The sequence below is a fragment of the Nostoc sp. NOS(2021) genome (genome assembly GCF_017115025.1).
Classification (GTDB): domain Bacteria; phylum Cyanobacteriota; class Cyanobacteriia; order Cyanobacteriales; family Nostocaceae; genus Nostoc.
This window is the reverse complement of the sequence record NZ_JABXKM010000191.1, coordinates 1-17,569: the sequence shown is the minus strand read 5'-3', so window position 1 is coordinate 17,569 and position 17,569 is coordinate 1. Positions and strand designations below refer to the sequence as shown.

19 protein-coding genes and 1 pseudogene are annotated in these 17,569 nt (G+C 39.7%); 9 read left to right on the top strand and 11 right to left on the bottom strand.

Features of this window, described 5'->3' with window-relative positions:
• Positions 1-42: 42 nt before the first annotated feature.
• The 6 genes and pseudogenes from HWQ41_RS21710 to HWQ41_RS34350 form a co-directional block, all read right to left on the bottom strand.
• A complete protein-coding gene (locus HWQ41_RS21710) occupies positions 43-498 on the bottom strand; it encodes a PPC domain-containing protein (protein ID WP_292767348.1) in 456 nt (151 codons plus the stop codon).
• 86 nt (positions 499-584) lie between these two features.
• Positions 585-1,262: a ComF family protein gene (locus tag HWQ41_RS21705; RefSeq protein ID WP_292767345.1), complete on the bottom strand. Its 678-nt coding sequence runs from the start codon at positions 1,260-1,262 to the stop codon at positions 585-587.
• Positions 1,263-1,329: 67 nt separating this feature from the next.
• A complete protein-coding gene (locus HWQ41_RS21700; RefSeq protein ID WP_292767357.1) occupies positions 1,330-1,818 on the bottom strand; it encodes a GNAT family N-acetyltransferase in 489 nt (162 codons plus the stop codon).
• A 273-nt stretch (positions 1,819-2,091) separates the two neighbouring features.
• Entirely contained in the window at positions 2,092-2,496 is a 405-nt protein-coding gene (locus HWQ41_RS21695; RefSeq protein ID WP_292767343.1) for a VOC family protein, read from the bottom strand.
• An 18-nt stretch (positions 2,497-2,514) separates the two neighbouring features.
• Positions 2,515-3,062: pseudogene (gene miaE, locus HWQ41_RS21690) on the bottom strand (tRNA isopentenyl-2-thiomethyl-A-37 hydroxylase MiaE).
• The gene (locus tag HWQ41_RS34350) at positions 2,998-3,309 is read right to left on the bottom strand and encodes a hypothetical protein (RefSeq protein WP_366931694.1); all 312 of its coding nucleotides are present in this window, start codon (positions 3,307-3,309) and stop codon (positions 2,998-3,000) included. The pseudogene miaE and the gene HWQ41_RS34350 overlap by 65 nt, the downstream one beginning before the upstream one ends.
• A 454-nt stretch (positions 3,310-3,763) precedes the next feature.
• Here HWQ41_RS34350 and HWQ41_RS21680 point away from each other — a divergent pair, with 454 nt between their 5' ends.
• From HWQ41_RS21680 to HWQ41_RS21645, 8 genes are all read left to right on the top strand, one after another.
• Positions 3,764-4,183, top strand: a complete 420-nt coding sequence (locus tag HWQ41_RS21680; RefSeq protein ID WP_292767341.1) for a hypothetical protein — start codon at positions 3,764-3,766, stop codon at positions 4,181-4,183.
• A gap of 171 nt (positions 4,184-4,354) precedes the next feature.
• A complete protein-coding gene (locus HWQ41_RS21675) occupies positions 4,355-4,477 on the top strand; it encodes a hypothetical protein (RefSeq protein ID WP_292767339.1) in 123 nt (40 codons plus the stop codon).
• A gap of 203 nt (positions 4,478-4,680) precedes the next feature.
• Complete coding sequence (locus HWQ41_RS21670) at positions 4,681-6,381, top strand: WD40 repeat domain-containing protein (protein WP_366931693.1); 1,701 nt, start codon at positions 4,681-4,683, stop codon at positions 6,379-6,381.
• A complete protein-coding gene (locus tag HWQ41_RS21665; protein ID WP_292767335.1) occupies positions 6,378-6,863 on the top strand; it encodes a PIN domain-containing protein in 486 nt (161 codons plus the stop codon). The genes HWQ41_RS21670 and HWQ41_RS21665 overlap by 4 nt, the downstream gene beginning before the upstream one ends.
• Positions 6,850-7,050 carry a hypothetical protein gene (locus HWQ41_RS21660; RefSeq protein WP_292767332.1) on the top strand — a complete coding sequence of 67 codons (201 nt, stop codon included), beginning with the start codon at positions 6,850-6,852 and terminating at the stop codon, positions 7,048-7,050. The genes HWQ41_RS21665 and HWQ41_RS21660 overlap by 14 nt, the downstream gene beginning before the upstream one ends.
• A 100-nt stretch (positions 7,051-7,150) precedes the next feature.
• Positions 7,151-7,987: an ATP-binding protein gene (locus HWQ41_RS21655; protein ID WP_292767329.1), complete on the top strand. Its 837-nt coding sequence runs from the start codon at positions 7,151-7,153 to the stop codon at positions 7,985-7,987.
• Positions 7,988-8,025: 38 nt separating this feature from the next.
• The gene (locus HWQ41_RS21650; RefSeq protein ID WP_292767355.1) at positions 8,026-9,147 is read left to right on the top strand and encodes an IS630 family transposase; all 1,122 of its coding nucleotides are present in this window, start codon (positions 8,026-8,028) and stop codon (positions 9,145-9,147) included.
• 74 nt (positions 9,148-9,221) lie between these two features.
• On the top strand, positions 9,222-9,470 hold the full coding sequence (locus tag HWQ41_RS21645) for a hypothetical protein (protein ID WP_292767327.1): 249 nt from the start codon (positions 9,222-9,224) through the stop codon (positions 9,468-9,470).
• A gap of 162 nt (positions 9,471-9,632) precedes the next feature.
• On the opposite strand, the gene HWQ41_RS21640 is transcribed toward HWQ41_RS21645, so the two are convergent.
• From HWQ41_RS21640 to HWQ41_RS21620, 5 genes are all read right to left on the bottom strand, one after another.
• On the bottom strand, positions 9,633-11,528 hold the full coding sequence (locus HWQ41_RS21640) for a CheR family methyltransferase (protein WP_292767353.1): 1,896 nt from the start codon (positions 11,526-11,528) through the stop codon (positions 9,633-9,635).
• Between the two features lie 22 nt (positions 11,529-11,550).
• A complete protein-coding gene (locus tag HWQ41_RS21635; RefSeq protein WP_292767351.1) occupies positions 11,551-12,177 on the bottom strand; it encodes a chemotaxis protein CheB in 627 nt (208 codons plus the stop codon).
• Between the two features lie 149 nt (positions 12,178-12,326).
• A complete protein-coding gene (locus HWQ41_RS21630) occupies positions 12,327-13,196 on the bottom strand; it encodes a polyphosphate kinase 2 family protein (RefSeq protein ID WP_292767325.1) in 870 nt (289 codons plus the stop codon).
• 98 nt (positions 13,197-13,294) lie between these two features.
• Complete coding sequence (locus HWQ41_RS21625) at positions 13,295-13,771, bottom strand: hypothetical protein (RefSeq protein WP_292767322.1); 477 nt, start codon at positions 13,769-13,771, stop codon at positions 13,295-13,297.
• 540 nt (positions 13,772-14,311) lie between these two features.
• Complete coding sequence (locus HWQ41_RS21620) at positions 14,312-15,595, bottom strand: proton extrusion protein PcxA (RefSeq protein WP_292767319.1); 1,284 nt, start codon at positions 15,593-15,595, stop codon at positions 14,312-14,314.
• 575 nt (positions 15,596-16,170) lie between these two features.
• Between HWQ41_RS21620 and HWQ41_RS21615 the strand changes: the two genes are divergently transcribed.
• On the top strand, positions 16,171-17,358 hold the full coding sequence (locus HWQ41_RS21615; protein WP_292767317.1) for a tetratricopeptide repeat protein: 1,188 nt from the start codon (positions 16,171-16,173) through the stop codon (positions 17,356-17,358).
• Positions 17,359-17,569 lie beyond the last annotated feature (211 nt).

Sequence of the window (17,569 nt, the reverse complement as noted above, 5' to 3'; positions counted from 1 at the left end):
GCCCAATGCCCAATGCCCCATGCCCAATGCCCAATGATTACTTCATTTGATTGGTTGCAACTTTGTCACTTTGAGTTTAAAAGCCCCAACCCCAGTTTCCCCAAAAGACCGGACACGGATAACATAATTCCCTGTCTCTACAATGCGAGTAAATAGTAGGGAATTGCTAGTACCATCAGGACCATCATCATTTTCTGCCAGAGTCGAACCATCAGGTGCCAGCAGTGTGATCATGGTGTCAAAGTTTTCAGATGACAGGTCAACTGCTAAATTATCGCCCTTCTCTAACTTCACTGTGTAATCACGGGCAAACCCACCTTGACCTGTGGGAATGTCTTTGTCTGAGAGGGTATCAGTAATTTCAGCACTGCTAGATAAAGGAATTGGACTGTACAACTTATTTTGAGCAAAAGCTGCACTTGTACTTGTGCCTATTGCCAGCAACGTGGCAGGAATGATCATGAGTTGTTTTAAACCCGCTGCAAAATCTTTATTCATAACACTTCAAGGAATTTTTCCACAAGAATAGGGTAGATTGGTCAATTCATCCACTTTTAAGTCAAAGCTTGCCATTAATTCTTGATTTATCCGTCTTTGACGGCAGTGGCTACAGCTACTAATCCTAAGACCACAATTCCATGCTGACGAAGAGTTTGCACAGCAGACCTAGCAGTAGCACCAGTAGTATAAATGTCGTCCACTAACAGCACTGGGACATTTGGGGGACGATCGCGAAATTCTTGCCCAACAGCAAAAGCTTTAGCCAAGTTTTTTTCTCGTTTAGATACCGACAAACCAAACTGCGCTTCAGTTTCTCGCACTCTTGCTAAACCGTTTAGTTTCAATTTTAATCCAGTTATTTCGCAGAAGCTTTGTGCTATGAGTGCGGCTTGATTGTATTTACGTTGCTTTTGCTTGCTAGCGTGGAGTGGGATGGGAACTACCACAGGCTGGCTATCTCGCCTCGGTGAATTTAACAACCATGCTTCTCCTAACCATTGACCTAAAGGACGAGCTATTTGGGGTTGATTTTCGTATTTCATCGCCGCGATCGCCCGTTTCACCGGGCCACCATACTCCCCCCAACCAAACACTGGTATAGGCTCTTGCCATAGAGAAATCGGGTCTTTACGTTGACATTTTTGCAGTTGTCTGGTGCAGTTCTGACAGAATTCTTCGGAAGTTGCGCGTTGACAAAGAGGGCAATGGGATTGGAGAAAAAGATTGAGTAAACCTGTGAGATTTTTAATCCAAGTGTGCATTTTAAGAGTTAGGAGTTAGAAGTTAGGAGTTAGGAGTTAAGAATTCAAACTTCATAACTCATAACCCTTAACTGTTATGCAGTAACTTAACATACACGCGATCGCACCTTGTTGTTTTTACTCCTGTTGCTGGAGTGTAGCCGTTACTTTCATACAGCTTGACTGCTTCCACCAAAACGCTGGCAGTTTCAATCCAAATTTGCCCAAATCCACGCACTGCGATCGCTGCTTCTAGCTGTTGTAACAAATATTTACCCAGTCCCAAACCCCTAATGCTGGGCAAAAGATACATTTTGCGGATTTCTACAGCTTTTTCGCCACGGTGTATGGGGTAGTATGCTCCAGTACCGACTAACTGGCTTTGGTGTTCAATTACCCAAAACTCTCCCCCAGTAGCTAAATAACATTCCTCTACTCGCAGCACATCTCGGTCAGCGCCCTTTGGTTCCCAACCCAGACCGTATTCTGATAATACATAACTGATGACTTCGGCGGCTCTAGTGCGATCGCTTTCCACCCAATCACGAATTAAAAAATCTTGATAATAGTTTTTCATTACCATTTGCTGGTCAAGTTTACACAGAAAATTTTTCCGCATCTATATCCCAATTTACCTAGCAAATAGCAATTCTTGCAGAGTAGATTTCAGGCGGTACTCTCAAGGGGTGAATTGTGTCAGTGTTGAAAAAGTCATCTTTAACGGTATTGCGGAAGTCCCCACCCTCAACTCGTAAGTTCGGTGGGGATTATGACACTAGAACTACGGAGACAAGAGAGGCTATTCCCAATGAATCGGGATAGCTCTCGTCCGTCTATAGATTACGGTAGTTCACCTGACAATTCCTAGATTGTTGTAGATTTCGATGAGATTGCCATCAGGATCGCGAAAATGAGCTGTGCGAATTCCCCAGTCTGGGCGATCTTGTGGTTGAGTCACAATGATCGCATTCTGATCTTTTACTTGCTCATAGACCTCATCCACGTTATCGACTGCGAAAATCAAGACAATTTTATCTCGATTGACAACATATGAAGGCTGTTCGATTCTTGGGACTACTTCAGCCATTAATTCTTTTTTGAACAAACCGAGCTTGAGATGTCCGGTATTAAACTCAGCATATCCGCTATCTTCATCGCCCCAATCGACATCAAATTTCAGCAGATCCCGGTAGAACAGAAAAGAATCTTTGTAGTTGGAGACGAGCAGTCTCAGGTGTGTTAACTGAAGCTTCATATCTGTTGGGTTAGTCTACTAACTGTGAATTCTAGGTTCTGGGTGCAAAGTCGCCAGCAACTCACTTTCAACAATTGCTAATTCATCAAGCCGTTGCATGACAATTTCTTTGTGGAAGTAAGTAGCAGCTAATACCCAATATATACCGTAGTGACGCGCTTCGGATGCCATTAACCCACGATAAAATTTTGCTAACTCTGGCTCTGGACAGTGAGCAGCTAATAGTTCCAGGCGTTCATGAGAGCGAGCTTCAATTAAACCAGTGACTAGTAAGGAATCCAGAAATCGTTCAGGTTCTTTAGGGCGTACTTGAGTTTTTAAACTCGCACCGTAGGGAGGCGGTGCTAAGGGAGCCAGGGGAATATTCCGACTTCTAACCATTGGTTAACTAGCTCAAAGTGTTCTAGTTCTTCGCGGGCGATCGCAGTTAACTCCCCTACCATTTTAGTATTGCAAGGGTAGCGAAACACCATATTCAAGTCCACGCCTGCTGCTTTGCATTCACAGTGCGAGTGGTCGAGTCAGATGATATCTAAGTTTGCGATTTTGGATATAGAAACAATCATCGGGTTCTACCCCAGCATCCATAATTTCCTGATCAACAGTCGTAGAACCCAAACTCCAAAATTCTAAATCGAGTTCTTCTAATAAAACTTTTACCAAGTCCCCAATAATAACTTTAGCTACTTCATGCTCTGGCAATGGAGCCATTATTTCCAGCATCCCTTGACTGTAACCTATCTTATAACTGCGTAGGCGTAGCCCGTCGTAGACATCGCCCCCCAATTCTGCCAAAATACGTTTGTATGCCAACCAGGAGATATCTTTAAATCAACAACTGATGAGCGGCTCTAACAATTAGTTGGTTGAGTTCAAGTAACATAGCAAATTTTCTCCTCTTTATAAATCTAATTTAACCCAACCAATATTTTCTCCAGCATACTTCTTTTCTGATCAACACAGAAGAAAGTAACTTGATAAAGTTATACATCAAGTGTAGCGATCGCATCTAACAAAAATAATCCTATTTGCTTCAATTAAGCAGTATTACATCAGGAGAATTATGTTAAATTAGACACTTATTATAGTCGGTATCGCAGTTGGAATCCCTTGCGTAGGCTTTGCTCTAGTAGCAGCACTATGTTTTGACAGATGTTTAAATACAACAACGTTACGTTATGCAACTATAATATTACTCAACAGTACTTTCTGTATAATTTGCTATAATACTACTCGGAATAAAATAGTAAATTTTCGGTAATAAGCCATGATAGAATTTGCCACCATTACTTCATTGATTACTAAATATGCTCCTAAAGCTATTCAAATATTCATCACACAAGCTCAAAAAAACGAAGCTGTTATCAAAGTTTTACAGGAATTAGAACTCAATCCTGCCCAAATTCCTGATGATGTTGATACTGTTTATGTTTACGCTCTTATCAGGTATGGTGTATTTAAGCCAGAAGCAATTTTAAACCTGTTTAGAAACAGAAAAATTAAAGATGATTTTTTGGCTGCTTACAGTTCTCAAGCTCCCTTTGAATTTGCAAAAAAAACAAAAGAATTCCTTAATCAAAATAGCGATTTAAAAAACCAGATAATCGATGCTAAAATTAACTTCTTGGGTGAATTAGAAGAATTTGGCGAAGCTTTTATTGCAGTTGCCAAACAAACAAAGTCTTGAAAATATCAGCCTTATCCCGATTGGAATTTAGATGTTTATCCCAAAGAATTCCAAGCATTAATCTTTGAAAAAACTCGCTTATTTTGCGGTCGTGATTTTGTTTTCAAGGCTATTCAAAAATTCTTCATAACTCAAAACAAGGGTTATTTTAGTGTAATTGGGGATGCAGGGATGGGTAAAAGTGCTATCGCTGCTAAATATGTTTTAGCTACTAAATTTCCTTGTTATTTTAATGTTTTCGCAGAAGGACGCAACAACCCAGAAAAGTTTTTAGCCAACACCGAAAGTAAATAAAGATGAACAAAAAACTTACTATAGTATTTATCATCGAAGTTTTCTGGAATTTCTCAAAGGGCAAGACAAACTAGGTAAAGGTCGAAAACTGTTTAGAGAGGTTAATAAGAGTATGGCTAATTATATGGCAAAGGAGATGGAATAAAATGGGGGGAATTGCCACTAAATTAGCCTCAAAATCAGTAGAATTTCAAAATTTATTTATGGGTCAATTTCCTGAGCAACAATTAAAAGCGGGCAACTCGGAAAAGTATTATCAAACTCTCACAGATTTTGATTTTATTTCTCTGAAAATTCAATATCCTCAATTTGGAATAGAACCCCTAATTAGGGATTTTTATTTGATTGATGACCCTGAGATATTAAATAGCTTAGAAGAAGAAGAGAAACTAGAACCCGAACAAGTCAAAACACTCCAATTAATTCAACGTGCGCTACAGTTATCAGCCCATGTTTTGAATCAAGACCCCAATCAATTAGTAGGACAATTATGGGGAAGGTTACAGATTTTTCCCCAGCCAGAAATTCAGAAAATTTTGGCAGATGCAGGACAAAGTAAAAGTGAAATTCCTCGATTTCGTCTCATTACAGCCAGCTTAACCACTCCAGGCGGAAATCTACTGTGTACCTTGACAGGTCATAGCAACTGGGTAAGAGCAGTAGCGATCGCTCCAGATGGGAAAAAAGCTGTTTCTGGTTCTTGGGATAAAACGCTGAAGTTGTGGGATTTAGAGACAGGAAAGGAAATCTCTACCCTAACAGGTCATAACGACTCGGTAACAGCAGTAGCGATCGCCCCAGATGGTCAAAAAGCCGTTTCTGCTTCTCGTGACAACACGCTGAAACTGTGGGATTTGCAGACAGTAACGGAAATCTTTACCCTAATAGGTCATAACGACTCGGTAACAGCAGTAGCGATCGCTCCAGATGGCAAAAAAGCCGTTTCTGGTTCTTGGGACAACACCCTGAAGCTATGGGATTTAGAGACAGGAACGGAAATTTCGACCCTGAGAGGTCATAACTCGTCGGTATATGCAGTAGCGATCGCCCCAGATGGTCAAAGAGCCGTTTCTGGTTCAAATGACAACACCCTGAAACTGTGGGATTTGCAGACAGGAAAGGAAATCTCTACCCTGACAGGTCATAACGACTCGGTATATGCAGTAGCGATCACACCAGATGGTCAAAAAGCGGTTTCTGGTTCAAATGACAACACCCTGAAACTGTGGGATTTGCAGACAGGAAAAGAAATCTCTACTCTGACAGGTCATAACTCCTCGGTAATGGCAGTAGCGATCGCCCCAGATGGAAAAACAGCCGTTTCTGGTTCTGGTGACAACACCCTGAAACTGTGGGATTTGCAGACAGAAAGCGAAATCTCTACTCTGACACGTCATAACGACTCGGTAAATGCAGTAGCGATATCCTCAGATGGCAAAAAAGCCGTTTCTGCTTCTGATGACAAGACTCTGAAGCTGTGGGATTTGCAGACAGGAAAGGAAATCTCTACCCTGACAGGTCATAACGAATCGGTAAATGCAGTAGCGATCTACGCAGGTGGTCAAAAAGCCGTTTCTGGTTCATCTGACAACACCCTAAAACTGTGGGATTTGCAGACAGAAAGGGAAATCTCTACCCTAACAGGTCATAACAGCCGAGTAGAAGCAGTAGCGATGCCTGCGGCGGGCGGAACCAACGCCCTAGATGGTCAAAAAGTTATTTCTGGTTCATCTGACAACACGCTAAAACTGTGGGATTTGGAGACAGGAAAGGCAATCTCTACTTTTACCGGTGACAGTCCTATAAATTGTTGTGCTATTTCCCCAGATCGATTCACGATTGTAGCAGGAGACACATCAGGGCGTGTTCATTTCCTGCGGTTGGAAGGAGGGGATATAGAGTGAGCAAATCTTATTTTATTTATCTTGATGTTTGTTGTTTAAATCGTCCTTTTGATGATTGGAGTTATGATATAAATCGTTTAGAAGGTGAAGCAGTTCTGAAAATTTTCAAGCAGGTTAAATCAGGAAAATATAAATTAGTCAGTAGCGAAGCTATTGAAGCAGAGTTAAGAAAAATGACTAATCTTGATAAATTTAAAGAAATTAGAGAACTATTAAAGTTAGTTAATTATCAAATAATTTTAAATGAACAAATAGATAAACGTTCCCAAGAATTAGAGAAGTTATGGTTTAGTCTTTATGATTCTTTTCATGTCGCTTGTGCTGAATCTGCTAAAATAGATATATTATTAACAACGGATGATAGATTACTCAAAAAAGCAATTAAATATAGTAATATATTACAAGTTAAATTAGAAAATCCTGTTACTTGGTTAATGAATAGTTTTTTATTAAATGGAGATGATGAAAATGACACTCATTGAATTACGCACAAAAGGTTATCAAGCCTTAGTTAAAGAGTTGGGACAACTTGACACAATTCGCTTTTTACAAGAAATGGGTTGGGGTTCTGGTGATTATACAAAAGAACGCCAAGAGTCTCTAAAAAATGTAACAAGAGCAGAATTTTGGCAAGATATTGAAGAAATTAGAAAAGAAACAATAGGCTAAATAATAAATACATTTCTATTAAATCTTAAAGATGATTCTAGTGCGATCGCTTGTTAATTCCAGAAATTGAATTTCTTCTAATAGTAAATGAAGTAAATAAATGTTTAATAACACAACTGCCAAAAATCCAAGAGGACATCCCAAAGAATTTGAAGCAATTATTACAGAAAAAAGCCATAATTTTGTCGGTCGTGAATTTGTCTTTGCTGCTATCAACAACTTTCTGAATCAATCTGACCGGGGCTACTTTACTATTATCGGTGATCCTGGGATTGGCAAAAGTGCTATTCTTGCCCATTGTGTCAGCCAAAATCCCGGCGTTGTCTATTACAATGTCGAAATTGCAGGTAAAAATCACGTTGAGGAATTTCTGACGACGATTTGCACTCAATTAATAGAAATTGCCCAACATCAAGATAGTAAAAATCTCACCGCTAACTTTCCTGATTCTACCACAGAAGGCAGTGGTTTTTTATCGTTATTACTGCAACAAATCAGCGATAGATTACATCCAGAACAACGGTTAATTATTACTATAGATGGCTGTGATAGGATTGATATCAACAATCAACCACGCGGCTCAAATATTTTCTATTTACCCCGTTATCTGCCCGAAAAAGTTTATTTTATCCTTACTCGTCGTCCTTTTTTGACAGATAAATCAGGTTTATTAATTGAAACTCCAGCGCAATCTTTAGATTTATCAAATTATCCTGAACAAAATCGCGCTGATATCCAGGAATATATTAAAAGTTATTTAAATGAATCATGTCATTCTGTAGACGCTTCTGCGGCTTCCCGCAGGGTGCGTAGTGTTAGCGAAGAGAAAAATCCCGGAGATGTTTCGCTCAACCTCATAGAGCAAGGTTTTGATGATGATGAAACCAATTTTATGTATGTTAGGGAAATCTTAGCAGCTAAGCTAATCGGCATTTAAGCTGCATAATATAAATGCAGAGCCAATTGAAAGAAAGTATGCCACCACCAGCTAAAAACTTTTTAACTTCAGAACAAGTTACTCAGTTGCAACAAGCTCTGAAGGAGAGCGAACTAGCGCACGTCAGGGAAAGAATTTTAATTATTCTCCTTCAAAATGATGGCAGGACACAACAAGAAATTTCTAGATTTTTGGGGTGTTCCCCAAGGACAGTAGCATATTGGTGTATGCATGGAGATCCAGACAACCTAGAAAGTTTACATAATAAACGAGAGGACAAGCATAATCGAAAAGCCACTCCTGAGTATATTGAACTGTTATTAAAAACAGTTGATCAAGAACCATCAGATTTTGGTTATGAATTTGGTCGATGGACGGCAGAGAGATTAGCTACATATTTAACAGAACAAACAGGAATTGATTTAAGTAGTTCTCAAGTTAGGAGGATATTAAAACGAAAAAAGTATAGTTATATTTGGGCTAAGTATGATTTAGAATCTAAACAAGATCCTCTAATTAGAGCAGAATTTCAAGAGAAACTTGCCCAATATTTAAGGATAGCGAGAGAGGAGCCAGAACGTCTACAGGTATGGTTTTGGGACGAGAGTGGTTTCAGTTTACGTGTAATTCGTCGCAAAAATTGGGGTAAGCGAGGACGACGCAAAAATCTTACAGGACAACGGCGACGTGGACGGGTAAATGTCATGGGAGGAATTCGGGAAGGAGATCGGAAACGGGTATGTTTTTTTATTAAAAAAGGTGAGGGAAATATTTTTTATGAACAGTTACAACAACTAAATAAATTAATTAGAGAAGAGTGGATAAGCCAGGGAAACAGCACCGAAGGTTTTCAAGAGAGTGGCCCCAAGATTATTTTAATTTTAGATAATGCTAGTTTTCATAAACGTCAAGATATTCTAGCTAAAATTGCTCAAGAACTACCTAATTTTGTACTGGAGTTTTTACCTGCATATAGTCCTGACTACAACATCATCGAACTAGTTTGGTATTCATGTAAGGAATATATTGCTCATCGTTTATTCCAATCAGTAGATGAGTTGAAGTCAATACTTGATAAACTCTTAAATCAGGGGGAATTAGTCATTAAGTGGAATCGTCAAATAAAAAATAAAGGCAATAGCAGCTATGTTGCAATTTGAATGCCGATTAGCTTATTAATAAGGAAATTTACCCCCCAAATTTACAACTCTATTACCAAAATCACTTAGAAAAAATGAATTTAGCAATCAGTAAAGAGCAAACAATGGCTTTACAGGTGTTAAATATCTTAGTTCAAGAGCAATCAATATCAATAGAAACGATAGCAGAAAGATTAGATGAAGATGAATATGAAATCAAGGTAATTTTAGACAAGTGGCGAGAGTTTTTACATTTAGAATCAATAGCAACAGAAATCCATTATAGTCTTTATCATGCTAGTTTTCGTGATTGGTTGAGGCAACAAATTGAGTCTAAATTTTGAGAGGATGTTTGAAAAGTATTAGGCGAATAGAATTCGCTACTACACAAAGCCAAGTCCACCTCAGTGGACTAATAAATCAAGGGTTTTATAACCCACCGAGGTGGGTAAAGTCTCGTGTAGCCGCGAATTTTATTCGCCGGGGCTAGTAATAAATTAGACTTTTTAATCTTGCTGCTGCCGTTCCTTCATTTCTTGAGTAGAAATCATACTATTGACTCCCTCTACATCTGCCATCATCAAAACTGCTCCCTGCATTTCAATGCCAGTCAGGGGAGTGATTGCCAGATAACATTTTATTTGTCTACCTCGACGATTGGTAGCATCGAGAATCATTTCTTGAAACTGCTTTTTCCCGGATAAGGATTCGCGGATGGGCGATCGCAACTGCTCGACGGGTAGCCCAATGTCTAGGTTGAAGATAGACTGTCCTAAAACTTCATCAGTCCGCAAGCCCCATAAATCTTCTACCATGTAATTCCAAATTAAAATGTTAAAGCTGCTGTCAATTACCACTATTCCAGTTTGGAGACTTCTGAGAATAGAGACGAGGAAAATGTTAGTGCGATTAAGTTCTGTGGTGCGATCGCTCAGTTCGTTATTAATTGTTTGTAATTCTTCATTAGTAGATTGTAATTCTTCATTCATCGTCTCCAATTCTTCATTAGTAGACTGAAGTTCTTCGTTGGTGGTTTCTAATTCTTCATTGGTAGATTGCAGTTCTTCGTTGGTGGTTTCTAATTCTTCATTGGTAGATTGCAGTTCTTCGTTGGTGGTTTCTAATTCCTGTTGGGAGCGTTGCAGGGCATCTTGGAGTTTAATGTAACGGGTGACATCATGAAAGGCGATGCTGACCCCTAAGAAACTGGTGCCGGTGTCTCGCAAAGGCGTAATCCGCACATCCAGATATTGCGTTTCTGTGTTAGACAAATAGCGCTCTACATTTGTTAGGCTGACAGGGCGGCGTTCAGTATAAGCCCGTTCAATTAGCGATCGCAACTCAATTGGTCGATATGAAAGTTCTAGATCCTGAAAGGGACGAGCTAAATCTTTGGGGGAAAGTGCGAACAAAGTCCGCGCCTGCTCATTTACCATTACCAGAGTGCCATTGAGATCAATGACTAATTGGGCAATTGGTGCTGTGTCAAAACCCATATCTCGCAGCCGGAGGTTTTGAGACAAACGGCTGCTAGATTCTTCATCTACTGAATTGGCCATAACTAAGAGGCGATCGCGCATATTCACCGACGATACCTTAGTAAATATCCGGTTTTTTAAGTCTATTGGTGTAAACAGATTAGAATGCATTAATAGCATCTCTGCTTTCCCCAAAAACAGATAGCCATTATCATTTAGTGCAAAATGAAACCGGGCCAGAATTCGCCCTTGAGTCTCAGAATTAAAATACATTAATGTATTGCGGCTGACCAGCAAATCTAAGCGCGAAATGGGCGCATCCTGAAGCAGATCGTGGCGACCAAAAATCACTGAGCGGCGCAAGTCTGGGCGGAAGATATAGTGGTTCCCGACAATCTCAAAGTATTTCTGCCGCAATTCATCTGGCACCGTCTGGATATCTTTTGCGGAATACACAGCAAGACGTGCCTGGTTGAGAGCATCTTCATCTACATCTGTAGCGTAAATTTTCACTCGTTGGCGAAATTCCTCTGCTCCCAATATTTCAGCCATCAATATTGCCAGGGTATAAGCTTCTTCCCCAGAAGCACAGCCAGCGCTCCAGATGCGGATTTGGTCAGAAGTTTTTTTATTCCGAATCAGATTAGGCAGTATTTGCTCTGCTATGTATTCCCAAGCTGATGAATCTCGAAAAAAAGCGGTGACGTTAATTAGAATAGTGTTGAAAAGATAATTGAATTCTTCTGGATGAACTTCTAGGTAGTCTAGATACTGTTCAAAGTTCTCTATGGTCAATGACTGCATCCGCTTGCTTACCCGACGCATCAAAGTTGAGCGCTTATAGCCTGTAAAATCAAATCCCCGATTTTGTCTGAGATAAATCAGTAGATTTTCAAATTCGGGGTCTTTTTCTGCGGAAGTCATAGGTTGGGGCAGGGGGCTGTACTTAGTCACATTCTCCCATAACCAAAGTCACCAGGGTGCTGGAGATTTCATCAAGGGGGAGAATAAAATCGACGTTGCCAGTTTGAATTGCGGCGGAGGGCATCCCGGAAAATTCGGCGGTTTCTACGTCTTGGACAATGACAGTACCGCCCATTTTTTTAATTGCTTCTACTCCCATCGCCCCGTCGCTACCTGTTCCAGTTAGCACAAGTGCGATCGCTCTATCTTTATAAGTGGCTGCAACCGATTCAAATAATAGGTCAGCCGAAGGACGTAAAAAATGCACTAATTCCGACTGTGATAAGGAAAGAGTGCCGTCAGCGTTAACCAACAGGTGACGATCCGGTGGGGCAACGTAAGCCGTTCCTGGGGTAAGGCAATCTCCCTCCTCTGCCTGTTTGACGGTAAGAGTGGTGCGCCGAGTCAGAATTTCTGCCATGAACGAGCGGTGTTGGGGGCCGAGGTGTTGCACAATGGCGATCGCGGCTGTAAATTCTGTGGGTAAAGTCGATAGCACTTTAATTAAAGCATTTAGACCGCCTGCTGAGGCTGCGATCGCCACAACATCAAAGGCAGCATTAGTAAAGTGAGGTAGATGATTATTGCCATCTTCTGCCATCTGAATCATGATTTTGCGGCTATGACTATCTGCTAAACTTTTTTTCGTGGCAAATAGCATTAATTAAGTTATAATTTTTCATCCTTAATTAAATATAAATTATAGAGTGTATTTTAGCTACTTCAGCATTTTTTGCCTTTACTTGTTAAGTTCATGTCTTAATCTTCTTGCTCTAGAATGCGTTTTGCCTGCAACAATTGCTGCTTATGTTCCTCACTAACTGTTGGGTATTGCAGATTTAGTTCTTGTAATTTTGTGCAGATGATATTAGCAACAGTCAGGCGTGTAAACCATTTGCGATCGGCAGGAATAATATACCACGGGGCCCATTTAGTACTAGTATAGTTAAAAACTTCTTCATAAGCATTCATATAATCATCCCAAAAAGCTCGTTCTTGGACATCGCTATCTAAAAACTTCCAATTTTTTTCAGGATATTCAATCCGTTCTAAAAAGCGTTTTTTCTGCTCTGATTTCGAGACATTTAGAAAAAACTTCAGGATGATCACACCATTATTTACCAAATATTTTTCAAAATTATTGATTTCTTCAAAGCGCTGTTTCCATATCTTCTTTCCTTCAGGTAAGTGGGGAAGTTGTTGTTTCTTAAGTATTTCTGGATGGACACGAACTACTAGCACTTCTTCATAGTATGAACGGTTGAATATCCCAATTCGACCTCTTTCTGGCAAAGACTTTGTTGTTCGCCACAGGTAGTCATGGTCTAATTCTTCTGAACTAGGCTCCTTAAAACTAAACACCTGAAATCCTTGCGGGTTCACACCAGAGGTCACATGTTTAATTGTGCTATCTTTGCCAGCAGCATCCATTGCCTGAAAAATAATCAGCAAGGCATAGGTGTTTTGAGCGTAGAGAATATTTTGGTAATTTGCTAGTCGCTCAATATCTGCCTGTAATTTGGTTGCAGCATCAGTTTTTTCATGAAAATCAGTCTTATAGGCTGGGTCATAGTTTTTTTTCAGAGAAATCTTTGAACCTGGTGGAACAATGAAAGCATCGTGATTCATGTATAAAATTTCCTAACGGCTGCTTATACCGAAGCACATTTTGAAGTGCTAATTTCTAAAAGTTATGATTTATTAATTAAATAATTTTGATTCAAAATTCATTTTCGTCGCTTTGGCATAGGACGCATCGCTTCACGGCCCAAGATAAACATCCCAGTAACACCCAAACTGACAAACCAAACATATTCATACCAATATTGCCGAGTCTGTTCAACCGTACTGAGTTCTGGATGAAACGTGTTTAAGTACAGCAGTAGCACTAATATCATCAGCGCCCCAAAACCAACAAAGCTGAGTCCAACACAAATTCGTGTAGGTCGCAATTCAAAATCACTAATAGTGTCTAGGTCAATTTCTGCTAGTTCCTTAAAGGAATCATCTGCCAAAGATGAGCTTGCTTGGAATCTATTGCTCAGTTTTGGTGGCAAAATCGGCGATAGTGTTGCTACAGTTGGGCGGCGTAGCAAAGCCTCAGTATCTCGCAACAGTTCTAGTGGCTTACGGGTAGTAGTTGGTTGAGCAAACTCTATGTTGTCTGTAACATCTGGGGCATTGGCTTTGCTTTCAAAATCCATAGCACGTCTCGAAAGAACCAGGATATACATAGCCTAGCGAATCAGGAGACAAATGGTCAAAATAATTCGTAATTAGCGCCGTGTGCGACTTTCTTTCAAACCTAACAAGAACAGCCCCAACCCTTGTAGCGTTGGCTACGGTGTACACATAAGTCGAATTACCCCCCTTAATCCCCCCGATATATTGGGGGGAGACCGGAAATCTAGTTCCCTCACGCCACATGCTTCAAGTCGGGCATTGCCCGCCCAACGCAGTGGCTCCCCTTTATAAGGGGAGGGTTAGGGTGGGGTAAAACCTTGGTTAATCAGCTATTTCAGACTTGTGTGTACACCGTAGCTTTTTAAGGGGAGCCAGCGCGGGAACAGGGGGTTTCCCCCATGAGCGACTGGCGTGGGTTAGGGGGGATCAATAAGTGCCTAAAATTACAGCCAACCACTTTTCAAACAATCTCTTAGAGTAACTAACTTTAATTATGCGAAAAAACACATTATTTGCTCAAAGTAAGTGAATTGATATATTAGGTAATTACGAATTACGAATTACTCGTCCATCTCTTTTAATGTAGCTAATGCCGATGGAGATAAACGACTGAGATAGCGGAATATCCAGTATTTAAAGATCGTGTTTAAAATCACAGGAAATGTCGCAATAAAGAAAAAGATTGCATTTTTACTGGCTGGCAGACCTAAATGTTCTGCTAATCCTTCAAGAATGACCTCCCACCCATCTGGTGAGTGAAATCCTACAAATATATCTGTAAATAGAATAATCAAAAAAGCCTTAGCACTATCGCTGAGACCATAGACAATAGTATCCATAAAAGACTTGAGAATCACAATTTCTCTTTTGCTCAGAGCGATAACTATACCAAAAGAAAATAGTGAGATTAAATCTGCGAAAACATTGCTAATAGCGCTATTACTTTTAATATGAAATTCTTCAGATATTTCCATCGCTTTGTCTTTAATTTTTTCTTTTATTACCTCTGAATCAAGTGGAGGCGCTTGATTGAGTAAATATTCAAATTTCAATGCTTGCTCAAAATTATGTAATTCATGGAGAGCTTCTTTTTCCATATCGGAATTAATGACAATTTGAGTTTTATTATCTCCTCTAATCCTTTCTAATATAGGAGTAACTACAAAATATTTAGATAAATTATGAGCTAAAAGGGGTACAATAATTAGAGTTATTAAAAATTTCAGAGCCAGTCTTGTGCGATTTCGAGAAATTCGGTAATTTCTCATAAATTCTTCTTCTGCCTGCGGGGCAAAATCTGCTTTAATTCTATTAACTTGTTTGCCTATAGACCCCGGAAATGCTCCAGTATTTTGAGATGGAGGTGTTGTTTCAATATCGTCAATATTAGATGAATTTAGCTGTTTGTTAATTTCTCTGCGGTTAATTTTTAGGGGTTGATAAGTTGATACTAATGTGCCGCGCTCAGTTAGTTTATCTTTGATAGTGTACTTTTCTACAACTTCATCAATAACCTTCAATTTTTCTAATAAAACAGAATTAGAGAGATTGACAATTCCCCGACTCAGCCGGAATTCTGCAAGCCTAATCTTGATAATAGTTAAATTTTTATCAAGGTATCCTTGCCAGTAAGACATCACATTTTCAGTATATTCTACTGATTCTAAAGATATTTTTTTGTTATCAAAATGTTCTCTCTCAATATTTTTAATTCTTTGAGCTGCTTGTTGAGCTTCTAAAAGTGCCCTTTCGGGTGTATCTAAAAACCAATGGTTAAGCGATCGCAAATATTCTTTGAGATTTTGACGAAGTAAATTTGCTGTTTTGGCGAATGAATTTTTCATTACATATATGATTATTTATACAATATGTATTATAGTTATACAAGCATAAAAAAAGTCGTGTCTCCGGTTTTTGTAACAGAAAATTAACTATGAGAAATTAATTTATTTCACTACTATGAATCATGTATGTATATTATGTGTCAATAATGTGACATAGATAAAAATTATACTTTAGAGCTTGATATAGCAGGCTTTGTAACGACTCACCCTGTTAAGATTTTTGAGCCTTATTTAGAAAAATTGTCAAAAAACTAAAATAGATATATAGGAATCCGATTTTATTCCTGAACTTACTTGCATAGGGAGGGAATAGGGAACTCTTAACAGGGAACACGAAAGAAGGAAATAGATGTGTACCTAGCTTCGCAAAAATCAAATACAAGTCCTATATCTTGAGTTAGTTTCCGTAAGCTTGGTAACAAGTAGAGCTTGAGGATTTTTGATGGCAAATAAAGTATCCTTATCCTGTCCGTTGTGAAAAACTCGCCATATGATGATCTCATGCGATATCGGCACAAAATAAAAGTTGGTCACTATAGCAAGCAAAAAATCTGAACCCAGAATTTATTGGCAATATGAAACTCAGTCTGTGCATGATTGTGAAAAATGAAGCAGCAACACTGCCCAAATGCCTGAACAGTGTCAGAAAAGTAGTGGATGAAATGGTAGTCTTGGATACAGGCTCAATCGATCGCACTCCCAATATTGCCCAACAACTCGGTGCAAAAGTCCATCATTTTAAATGGTGTAATGACTTCAGTGCTGCCCGCAATGCAGCTCTCAAATATGTCAGTGGTGATTGGATTTTGGTATTAGATGCTGATGAAACTCTGACACCAGCAATTGTACCACAGTTGCGAGAGGCGATCGCTAGAGATGAATACCTCCTACTCAACCTCGTCCGCCACGAAGTTGGTGCAGAACAATCTCCCTATTCTCTGGTTTCCAGGCTATTCCGCAATCATCCAGATATTCATTTTGACCGTCCTTATCATGCCTTAGTGGATGATAGTGTGTCAGCAATTTTAACCAAAGAACCCCATTGGCAAGTAGGTTATTTACCAGGGGTAGCACTTTTACACACAGGATATCAAAAAAGTGCGATCGCTCAAAATAACAAATATGCCAAAGCCGCTACGGCGATGTCAGGGTTTCTGGCAACTCATCCTAATGACCCTTATGTTTGCAGTAAATTAGGGGCATTGTATGTAGAAACTGGGAAAATTTCCCAAGGTATGGAGTTGCTGAGACGAGGAATCACCGTTGCTGAAGAAAACTACGATATTTTATATGAACTCCACTATCATTTAGGCATTGCTTATAGTCGGTTGCAAAAATCCCCACAGGCTATTTCTCACTATCAAGCTGCCATCAAATTGCCAATTTACCCCCTGCTCAAATTAGGAGCATACAACAACTTGGGTAACTTACTCAAAGCAGCCGGAGATTTCAACGGTGCGAAAACTGCTTACGCCACAACTTTGAAAATTGACCCGACTTTTGTTGTAGGACATTATAATTTGGCGATGATATTTAAGGCTTTGGGTTTATTTACAGATGCGATCGCATCTTATCAAAATGCCATCGGCTTAAATCCCAACTATGCCGAAGCGTATCAAAATTTAGGGGTAGTGTTGCTGAAAGTTGGCAATCATCAAGATAGTTTAACAGCTTTTAGAAAAGCGATCGCCCTTCATGAAAGGTATAATCCCGAAGAAGCCAAAAGACTACGCCAGGGTTTGCGGGAGATGGAGTTGATGTAGGTGTGGGGGGGCATCGGGCATTGAACAACAGAACATAAAACTTCAGGCTTAGAACATCAAACTTGAGCTTGATGATGATTTAACCTTGCATCAAAATTCCTACTAAAATCTGCATCAAGATTTCTAAATCATATCATGTCCGGGTAATTAGTTGTGATTCCCATAGTCATTGCACCCCACCCCTTAATCCCCTCCCCGCCGGCGGGGAGGG